Consider the following 9,644-nt stretch of genomic DNA (forward strand, 5'->3'; position numbering starts at 1 on the left):
CGCGCCAGGTCCAGCATGATCTGGCCGCAGGCCGCCAGGGTCGCGAGTTCCGCCTTGCCGCGCGAGTTCGCGCAGTAAAGGACGTTGTTCTGCACCTTCGCGAAGCCCAGGAGGTCGGCCACCAGTTTGCGGTCGAGCGGCAGGGCCGACCCGTAGGCCGCCCCCGATCCGAGCGGCGACTGGTCCGTGAGCGTATGGGCAGCCTTCAGGAGTTCCAGGTCGTCCAGGAGCGCCTCGGCGGCAGCCCCGGCCCAGAGGCCCAGGCTCGACGGCATGGCGACCTGCATGTGCGTCCGCCCCGGCATCGGGACGAACTCGTGCCGCTTCGCGAACGCCTCGAGCGCCCGCACGAGCGCTACCGTCCGCTCCGCGAGCGCGTGCAACTGCTCCTTCCCCCAGAGGCGCAGGTCCAGGAGGACCTGGTCGTTGCGGCTGCGGCCTGTGTGGAGTTTCTTCCCCAGGTCGCCCAGGCGGTCCGTCAGGTATTCTTCGACCGCGGTGTGCACGTCCTCCTCGGAGGGCGTGATGGAGAACTTTCCGGCGGCGAGATCCTCGAGGACCGTCCGCAGGCCGCCCAGGAGGCGGTCGCGCTCTTTGGCCGTCAGGAGGCCGACCTTCGCGAGCATCGTCGCGTGGGCCGCCGACCCCAGGCAATCGGCCCGCACGAGGTCCCGGTCGAGCAGATAATCCTCGCCGACGGTGAAGCGCTCGATTTCAGGCTCCAGTTCGTAACCCTTTTCCCACAGTTTGGCCATCGTTTGTCTCCATCCGGTCAGGCCGCTTCCTCGGCGGCTCATGGTCGGGTATCTTAGCAAATCGGCAGGCCGGCGGAAAGACTGTAGCCGATGGCCGGAGGCGGGCTCCGAAGCGGGCGCATCACTCGCGCGGCGTGGCGAGGTGGACGAGCGCGAGCGCCAGGCCCAGGCCGACGAGCACCAGCCCGTTCGCCGCCAGAAGCCACCGCGTCCCCATCCACGTGATGAGGTAGAACGTCGTTCCGAGCGTCCCCACGATGGCCCCCACCGTCGAGAGGCCCGAAATCTTCCCGACGCCGGCTCCCAAGTGGCCGAGAGCGTGGATCAGAAGTTTAGCGGCATAAGGGGTGACCATACCGAGGAGCACCGAGGGCACAAGGAAGAGGAGCAGTCCGACGCCGAGCGTCGGCCACCTCAGGTCCGGCGGCATGTAGACGACGAGTTGGCCGTCGCCGGTTCCCGCGCCGCCGTCGTTCCATTCCTCCGGAAGCGGCGCCCCTTCTCCCGGAAACAGGTAGTCGAGCACCGCGTCGGAATAGAGGGGAATCGAGAGGGCCACGACGCCGCCGAGGGCGAGGATCGCGCCGAGTTTCCACAAGGCCGGCCGGCGGTCGGCCAGACGCCCGCCCAGAATCGCCCCGATCGCCAGGCCCCCGAGAAAGACGCTGATGAGGCTCCCCCAGACGATGATGTCGCTGCCGAACTCCGGCTGGACGAGGCGAACCCCTGCCATCTCCAGGCTCATCAGCGCCGCCCCAGAAAGGAACACCGCCGCAAGCACCACCGCGCGGATCATGGCGACGCGCCCTCCTCCTCGAAGTGCTTCGGATTTTCGTGCCGCAGCGTGTTCACCGGCGCCTTGTCGTCCGTCAAGACCGCTTCGTCAATCTTGCGGTCCGTCAGACGCTGGTACTCCCGCCCGATGAGGTCCGCGAGGTCGAAACCGATATCCCGGCCGCGGACTCTCTGCTCCGTCCGCAGGACCCACTCTTTAGGGGTCACCGGCTCTTCGGCCATCGTGCCGAAGACGATGATGTTCCCCGACTGGGCCGCAGGCAACAGATAGACTTGCGGAAACGTCGCCTGGAACGTCTTCAGTTCCGCCAAGTAAAACCGATTGATCGCCTTCTCCCACAGGTTCGACGCCACCACTCCGCCCGGTTTCAGGTGCGACTTCACCAGTTGGACGAACTCCACCGTCGTCAGGTGGAACGGAATGTGATCCGCCGCATACGCGTCCAGCAGGATGAGGTCGTACTGCTTCTCCGCACGCTTCAGGTACATGCGCCCGTCCATCACGAAAACGCGCGTTTTCGCGTTCCCGCGAAACTCAAAGTAGTCCTGGCACACCCGGACGACGTCAGGATCCAGTTCGACAATATCGAGGTTTATCGCCGGGAAGTGTCTCTGAATAAACTTCGGAATCGACGCGCCGCCCAACCCGATGAGGAGAACCTCTCGCGGGTCGCGATGCAGCGCCAGGGCCGCTGCCATCGCCTGCGAGTATTTCAAGTCCAACCGCGCCGGATCCGCCAGGATCATGCTCGACTGGATGCCCCGCGACTTGGAGAAGTGAAGGCACCGCCGACCCTGCGTCGGATAGTCCACCACCTGGATCCGGTAATAGCGCGATTCCCGGTCGTAGCGGATGATGGAGTCTTCCGACGAAGCGCCCGGGACCGCCGCCAGATTCGTCACCCACGCGGCCAGTGCCGCGATGCCAGCCACAACCCGCACGCGCATTGGCTCCGTCTCCACGCTAGGGCTCCGAGAGCCTACCCATCGGCGCCGCCTATTGCCAGCCGATTCCACCACGAAAACGATGCGCGCCACCATTCGCATCCCCCATGTTGTCCAGATTCGCTAATCCAACAGGCCTTTCCCGCCGATATTTTTCTCGGAGGCCCCACAACAGGCGCACTGCGTGGAGGGCAAAGCGTGGCTCAGGATGACCTGATCGAGGCGATGGACGAGGCTCTTGCCGATCAACCCTCCAAGGCAAAGCGGCGGAGCGCCGAGGACCGCCGGTCGGGAAAACCGGACAACTACTGCGGACCCGAGCGCCGAGGGAGCCGCGATCGGCGAGTCCTGCGAGACCGCCGCACCGGCAGCGACCGGCGCACCACCTTCGACCGACGGCTCGACCGGCGCCGAAAAGAGGACCAGGCGACCTTCCAGAAGCGCGTCGAAGAGGGCGACCTGACGCTCGAAGAAATCGAGTTCGTCCGCGCCATCGACCGGTACAAGACCAAGTTCAACCGCCCCTTCCCGACCTGGAGCGAAGTGCTGGCCATCGTCAAGGAACTCGGCTATACTAAAGACAGCCTGAGTTGATCGCAGAGCAACAGCCGCACTCGGCAGCGAGAACCGTCGGCCGAAACACGCACCTCGGAACGATCCAGCAACAGGCAAGACATGGAAAAGATCGCGATTCTCACCTCGACCTCCCCCCTACGCAAGACGACGACGCGTGGCGGCATCACAAAGCAGCGCCTCGACATGCAGGCGTGCTTCGACCTCGCGGAACGATTCGACGTCGTCATCATCGGCAGCCTCGCCCACGATCAGGTGTTTGAGTACCTCGAACGCCATCTGTCGCGAGAGGTCCGGCCGAAGTTCCGGCTCTACGGCCGTGCGTTCTTCCATTCGTTCAGCACGCCGGAGGTCCTCCGGACGACCGACGATCCGCGAGACACCGGCTGGCAGCGGATCCTTTCCGAAAACAGCGTCGACTTCGAGGTCCTCCGCAGCCGCCTCGGCGCCGACAACCGCTATCGCCAGGAAAAGTTCGAGTGGCGAAACCTCGGAACCTTCGTCACCGACCCGCGCGTGACGCTCGTCACGGGCGGCGAGGGGCAGTTGTTCTACGAGGCTCCCTCCGCGGCCAACCGATAGCCTCGCGCCAACCCCCGGTCGGGTGCGGCAATTTTTTTCCGGCAGGCGTAACCGATGGGAGGTTTTGCGATGGAGTGCCGAAGGCACGTTTGACGTTAGCCACGGGCGCAAGCCCGTGGTCGGCGTGGCAGAAGCGACCCCACCGCTTTCTTTTTTTCAACCCCCCGCAGGGGCGCCCGCCCAGGCGGGCGCCCCTGCGGGGGACAGAAAGGAGGGGGACGTGGGACGTCCGGGGTCCACGGGCTTGCGCCCGTGGCTACCTGTCAGACGCCCCTTCCGGGGCTGCCAGAAAATCTTGCCACACCCGTCCACCCTCCGGCGGATTCCCGCAATAATCCGCTCGCCAGGGCGTTTGCCCGTGGTAGCGAGAGGAGTGGACCGATCGCTCTATAGTACCACCACAAGGAGATCCGAGATGAGACAGAAAAGAGTTGGGGCCGTTCTTGCGGCCGTGTGCGCGGCCGCGCTGACACTGGGATGGGTGGCGGCAGCCGGCGGGGCGGAGACGACCGGCGGCTGGCGCGAGGCCGCCGAGCAGCGGATGCGCGAGCGTACGGCCATGGAGCAGGCCCGGCGCGTCTTTAGTTCGATCGGCGACCCGATCGTGCGGTCCGAGATCGGCCTGACGGCCGAGCAGGACGCCCGCATCGCCGAACTCCAGAAGAAGGCCCAGGCGACCTTTGACCGGATTCGGGACCGCATCAGCCTGGACAACAGCGCGCAAGAGGGACTCACGCCCGAGCAGCAACAGGCGCGCCGCGGCGAAATGTTCCGCGCCCTGGCCGACGCTTTCCGCGAGGCCCGGCCGGAACTCGAAGCCATGATGCAAGAGGCCATCGGCCTGCTCTCCGAAGAACAACTCGCCAAACTCCGCGAAATCGGTCAACAGCGCGACAGCCTCGGCGAAGGCAACGGCGACCTCTGGATCCTTACCACCACCCGCATCAAAGAGGACCTGGGACTCTCCGACGAGCAGGTCGCCCAGATCCGCAATATCCTCAAAGAGGGCGCCGGAAAACTCACCGAAATGCGAAAAACAACCTTCACCCGCAGCGAAGAGGCGAGCCCGGAGGACCGCGTCCAGGACATGCGCACACGCATCGACTCCTTCAAAAAAAGCCAGACTGAAATCGGGACCGACACCCGCGAACGCGTCCTGGCCGTCCTTAACGGCGAGCAGCGGCCCAAGGCCGAGGAATTGCTCAAGCAACGCGGCGAAGAACAGAAGGCCAAAGCGGAGCAGTTGCGCAGCCAGTTCAGCGGCATGATGGGCGGCGGCCTTCCCGGCGGAGGGGGCGGTCCCGGCGGAGCACCCGGCGGACAGGGCGGACGCGGCGGACCCCCCGGCGGCGAACGGGGCGGACGCGGCGGCGGACACGGCGGCGGCGAACGCAGTTGGGACTAGATGTCTGATAAATCCAGAATGCTCGTGGGTGGCGGCCTTCCTAGGCCGCCACCGCCTTCTGTGCCATGGGACTTCGTTTTTCAGTCTCGCGCCTCGCGGCGGGAGGCCACGGCTTCCACAAGCCGCCGCGTCTCGGTTTCCGGATCCTCGGCTGCGCAGACGGCGCCCGAAACAGCCAGCCACGCCGCCCCGGCCGCCAGCACCTCGCCCGCCCGCTCGGCCGTGATGCCCCCGACCGCCATCACCGGCAGGCCCCGTAGTGAGAGATGCTCTCTACTACGGGGCAGGCCGACCGCTCTCGTCACCTCGGCACAAAGGGCCGGGCCCGGAATGACGGACTGCGGTTTCGTCTCGCTCTGGAACATGGGTCCGCAGCCGATGTAGTCGGCGCCCGCGTCGGCGGCGGCCAGCGCCTGGGCGAGGCTGTGCGTGCTCGCGCCGACCAAACGCTCCGGACCGACGATCCGCCGCGCCTCGCGGACCGCGAGGTCGTCCCGGCCCACGTGGACGCCGTCCGCGCCGGCCAGCACCGCCACGTCCGGCCGGTCGTTGACGACCACGAGCGCCCCCGCCTCGTGGGCCGTGCGCGCCACCTGCCGCGCACGCGCGAGGAGCGCGCCGTCCGCCAGATGCTTCTCGCGAACCTGGACGCAGGCTGCCCCGCCGGCGAGAATGCCCCGCAGGACCTCCAGCCAGGGCCTCCGGCAGAGCGACTCGGTCACGAGAACGCAGACGCCGCCGGCCGCCAGTCGCCCCGATGGATCGAGCGCCTCTTCGAACCGTTTCTCCAGGTCGTACGCACGGTAGCGGAGCCGTTCGACCGCGGCCGCGGCGTCGGCGCTGACAACCTTCGCGTACTCTTCCAGGACCCGGAGCGACTCGGCGAGGCGTTTGAAGGCGGCCCGGGCCACGTCGCGGGTGCTTTCGCGGCAGGCCTCCTCGGGCGTCGAGATCGCCGTGCCGACGTCGCCCGCCGTGTCGCGCGCCTGAAGGAGCGCGCGGGCGTCGAGCGGCGCGAGCGCGGCCCGCAGGTCGTGGCGAAGACGCTTCAGCGCCTCAGCGAGGTCCGGCCGCTCCAGCGCGAACCGCGCCGCCTCCTCGGCGACGCGCAGGGCCTCGCGCGCCCGGTTCGCGTTGGCGTCGAGGATGCGGTACACGGATTGCCGGTCGGCTTCGGGCATGGCGCTCCATTGTAAAGAATAAGCCCAGGGTCGCCACGGCGACCTGGGATTGAAATCCTTGGCCGCCGTGGCGGCCCTGGGCTTGGTCGTACGCAGCCGGAAAAACGCCCGGGCCGGGGGGCCGTCACACCGCCTCGACTTCCCAGATCTCGATCGCCGCGTCCGGGCAGACCTGGTAACAGAGCGTGCAGCCGCTGCACTCGGCGCCGGCTTTGGGCCGCGCCGGCCGCACGCCCAGTTCCGTCAGGTCGTCCGACATCTCCAGAACGCCGTTCGGACAGGCGGCGACGCACAACTCGCAGCCCTTGCAGTATTCGGTCAGGATTCGGATCTGATGGGCCATGTGAACTTTACGCTCCGCCCAAAGCCTCGCGGGGAATCATAAGCCCGCCGGCGCCTGCCCGTCAAGGTTTGCCCGGACTCCGGTTGCCGTACCGCGGCAGATGGCCCCAGTGGAGTTTCTCGCTCAGCGTCGCGAACGCCCCGCGCGACGGATTCTGGACGAGCAGAAACGGCGAGTCCGCCCGCCGCACCTCGACCGAGTCGCCGCGAGCCAGACGCACGACCTCTTGGCCGTCGATGGCGACGCTCGCCTCTTCCTGGAGGCCCGTCGGCCGGAGCGTCACCCGGCTGTCGGGCCTGAGGACGATCGGCCGGTGCGTCAGCGAGTGAGGACAGACCGGCACAAGCACCATCGCCTCGATGCCCGGCACCAGGATCGGTCCCTGGGCGCTCATGCAATAGGCGGTCGATCCGGTCGGCGTGGCGACCAGGACGCCGTCGCTGTAGTAGGTGGTCACCTTTTCGCCGTCAACGCTGGCTTCGATGGCCAGCATGCGGTGGGCCTTGCCGCCGGCGAGGAGAACGTCGTTCAGGACAAGGTATTCCTGCGTGCCGGCGGCGGCGGTTTCGCACCGCACGTGGAGCATCAGCCGGCGGGAGACGCTTACCTTGCCCGCGACGATGGCGTCGAAGTGGCGGCAGAACTCCTCAGCCGTGAACTCCGCCAGATACCCGAGTTTCCCGAGGTTGATGCCGACGACGGGGATTTCGCGCCCCGCAAGCATGCGTGCCGCCCGGAGGATGGATCCGTCGCCGCCCAACACGACGGCCAGGTCGGCTCCGGTCTCGACTCGCCGGTCCGCCAGTTCCATCGTCTCGGTCCGGACGCGCTCTTCGACCCACGGACGGAGCCGGTCCAGGCACTCCCGCGCCCCGGGCTTCTCGGAATTGACGATCAGGAGAACTTGCTTCACGGCTCGATCCTCCCACACATAGCGCGCCCAACAAGTTGGGCGGCTAACTGTGTACACCCCCGCGCCCGGCGCGCCAACATTTAGCCGCCCAGTTTACTGGGCGCGTGTCATCCCGGCTGCCAGCGCGCGGGCGCGGTCGGCGATCCGCTCGGCCACGAGGCCCGCCGACGCCAGTTGCGCTCCGCGGCTGTCGTGCTCGACGAACACGTCCGGCACCGCGGCGCGGTGAATCTTCTGGACCTCCAGGCCGCGCACCTCCGCCGCCTCCATCGCCGCCGATCCGAAACCGCCCGGCGCCGTGTGATCCTCGACCGAGAGGACCCACGGGTGTGATTCCACGAGCGACGCCAGGCAGTCGGCATCGAGGGGCTTGGCGAACCGCGCGCTCGCGACGGTCACCTCGACGCCTTCCCCGGCGAGCCGCTCCGCCGCCTCGACTGCCGCCGCCGCCACCGACCCGTACGCCAGGAGCGCCCCGCTCCTGCCTTGGCGCAGGATCGCCGCGCGCCCGACTTCGACCGGCGCATCGGAGAACGTCTCGGCCGGCACGCGGTCGCGCGGATACCGGATCGCCCAGGGCCCGTCGGCCGCGAGGGCCAGCCGAAGCATCCCCGCCAGTTCCGCCCGGTCGGCCGGCGCCGCCAGGGTGAAGCCCGGTAAATGTCTCATGTAGGCAATGTCATATAAACCGTGATGCGTCGGCCCGTCCGCTCCCACCAGGCCCGCCCGGTCCACCAGGAGGACGACCGGCAGGCCCTGGAGCGCCACCTCGTGGAACAACTGGTCGTACGCCCGCTGGAGAAACGTCGAGTAGACGCCGACCACCGGCCTCAGGCCGCCCTTCGCCAGGCCCGCCGCCAACGCGACGGCATGCTGCTCGCAAATCCCCACGTCGAAAAACCGGTCGGGGAACCGATGCGCGAAACGCAGAAGCCCCGTCCCCTCAGCCATCGCCGCCGTGATGGCCACAATCCGCTCATCCTTCTCGGCAAGCGCCATCAACTCGTCCACCGCCGCCCGCGTCCACGTCGGCCGGTCGGCCGGTTCCTCGGTGATGGCGATTTCACCGTTCTGCTCGGCAAAGGGCGGCGCGATGTGCCACGACTCCGGCTCCCGGGCCGCCGGCGCGAAACCGAATCCCTTCTGCGTGTGCACGTGCAGGAGGCGCGGGCCTTCCAGTCCTTTCATCTCCTCCAGCGTTTCCAGCAGCGCCTCCATGTCATGCCCATCCACCGGGCCGAAACAGCGGAACCCGAAGTGCTCGAACGCGTGGTCCGGCACCATCGCTTCCTTCAAGGCGCCCTTGAACGTATGCAGGGCCCGCGTGATCGGACCGCCGAACGGCATCCGTTCCAGCGCCCCACGGACCTCTTCCTTCAGATTGTCGTAGGCCGGCGTCGTCCGCACGGCCGTCAGGTACCGCGCCAACGCCCCCACTGTCGGACTTATCGCCATCTGATTATCATTCAACACCACCAGCAGGTTCGCCCCCACATCCCCCGCATGGTTGAGGCCTTCGAGCGCCAGTCCGCTCGCCAGGGCCCCGTCGCCGATCACGGCCACGGTCCGCGCGTCGGACCCCGCCGCCTTGGCGGCGAGCGCGAGGCCCAGCGCCGTTGAAATGCTCGCCCCCGCGTGGCCCGAGCGGAACCGGTCGTAAGGGCTCTCGGCCGGATTCGGAAACCCGCCCACGCCGTCCGCCGACCGCAGACGCGCAAACCCCTCGAGCCGGCCCGTCAGAATCTTGTGGGCGTAGCACTGATGGCCGACGTCCAGCACCAGATGGTCGCGCGAAAAATCGAACGCCCGATGCAGCGCAATCACGAGGTCCACGACGCCCAGGTTGCTCGCCAGGTGCCCGCCGTGCTCCGCCACCGTCTCCGTGATGAGCGCGCGGATTTCCTGCGCCAGCCGACGCAATTCGCCGGCGTCGAGCCCCGCCAGATCCTTCGGCGACCGAATTTTGTCCAGCAACCGTTCCGTCACCACCGCACTCCGCTTGCCATTAAAGCCCGGGGATGAGCGAAGCGAATCCCCGGGACAAATCCCCGGGACGCCTTTCGCCGTTCATTCCGCAACCTGCCCGCCATAGCCTCGGCGACGGCGGGTCCGCATTCCGCAATCCGCAATGCTAAAACGTCCTCTCCACGAC

At 67.6% G+C, this 9,644-nt stretch carries 10 protein-coding genes; 3 read left to right on the plus strand and 7 right to left on the minus strand.

Features of this window, described 5'->3' with window-relative positions; genetic code table 11:
* The 3 genes from NTX40_06380 to NTX40_06390 form a co-directional block, all read right to left on the minus strand.
* Nucleotides 1–755 (minus strand): lyase family protein (locus NTX40_06380; GenBank protein MCX5648706.1); only part of this gene is annotated, 755 nt, incomplete at its 3' end.
* A 121-nt stretch (nucleotides 756–876) separates the two neighbouring features.
* Complete coding sequence (locus tag NTX40_06385) at nucleotides 877–1,551, minus strand: fused MFS/spermidine synthase (GenBank protein MCX5648707.1); 675 nt, start codon at nucleotides 1,549–1,551, stop codon at nucleotides 877–879.
* Nucleotides 1,548–2,513: a fused MFS/spermidine synthase gene (locus NTX40_06390; GenBank protein MCX5648708.1), complete on the minus strand. Its 966-nt coding sequence runs from the start codon at nucleotides 2,511–2,513 to the stop codon at nucleotides 1,548–1,550. The genes NTX40_06385 and NTX40_06390 overlap by 4 nt, the downstream gene beginning before the upstream one ends.
* 180 nt (nucleotides 2,514–2,693) lie before the next feature.
* Between NTX40_06390 and NTX40_06395 the strand changes: the two genes are divergently transcribed.
* From NTX40_06395 to NTX40_06405, 3 genes are all read left to right on the plus strand, one after another.
* Nucleotides 2,694–3,089 carry a hypothetical protein gene (locus tag NTX40_06395; GenBank protein ID MCX5648709.1) on the plus strand — a complete coding sequence of 132 codons (396 nt, stop codon included), beginning with the start codon at nucleotides 2,694–2,696 and terminating at the stop codon, nucleotides 3,087–3,089.
* Between the two features lie 81 nt (nucleotides 3,090–3,170).
* A complete protein-coding gene (locus tag NTX40_06400; GenBank protein MCX5648710.1) occupies nucleotides 3,171–3,650 on the plus strand; it encodes a hypothetical protein in 480 nt (159 codons plus the stop codon).
* 415 nt (nucleotides 3,651–4,065) lie between these two features.
* Complete coding sequence (locus NTX40_06405; GenBank protein ID MCX5648711.1) at nucleotides 4,066–5,055, plus strand: hypothetical protein; 990 nt, start codon at nucleotides 4,066–4,068, stop codon at nucleotides 5,053–5,055.
* An 80-nt stretch (nucleotides 5,056–5,135) separates the two neighbouring features.
* Here NTX40_06405 and thiE read toward each other — a convergent pair whose 3' ends face one another.
* From thiE to dxs, 4 genes are all read right to left on the minus strand, one after another.
* Entirely contained in the window at nucleotides 5,136–6,236 is a 1,101-nt protein-coding gene (gene thiE / locus NTX40_06410; protein ID MCX5648712.1) for a thiamine phosphate synthase, read from the minus strand.
* A 124-nt stretch (nucleotides 6,237–6,360) separates the two neighbouring features.
* Complete coding sequence (locus tag NTX40_06415; GenBank protein ID MCX5648713.1) at nucleotides 6,361–6,579, minus strand: ferredoxin family protein; 219 nt, start codon at nucleotides 6,577–6,579, stop codon at nucleotides 6,361–6,363.
* A gap of 61 nt (nucleotides 6,580–6,640) precedes the next feature.
* Nucleotides 6,641–7,492, minus strand: a complete 852-nt coding sequence (locus tag NTX40_06420) for an NAD(+)/NADH kinase (GenBank protein ID MCX5648714.1) — start codon at nucleotides 7,490–7,492, stop codon at nucleotides 6,641–6,643.
* 93 nt (nucleotides 7,493–7,585) lie between these two features.
* Entirely contained in the window at nucleotides 7,586–9,478 is a 1,893-nt protein-coding gene (gene dxs / locus NTX40_06425) for a 1-deoxy-D-xylulose-5-phosphate synthase (protein MCX5648715.1), read from the minus strand.
* Nucleotides 9,479–9,644: the final 166 nt, after the last annotated feature.

The sequence above is a fragment of the Planctomycetota bacterium genome (assembly GCA_026387035.1).
Lineage (GTDB): Bacteria > Planctomycetota > Phycisphaerae > FEN-1346 > FEN-1346 > JAPLMM01.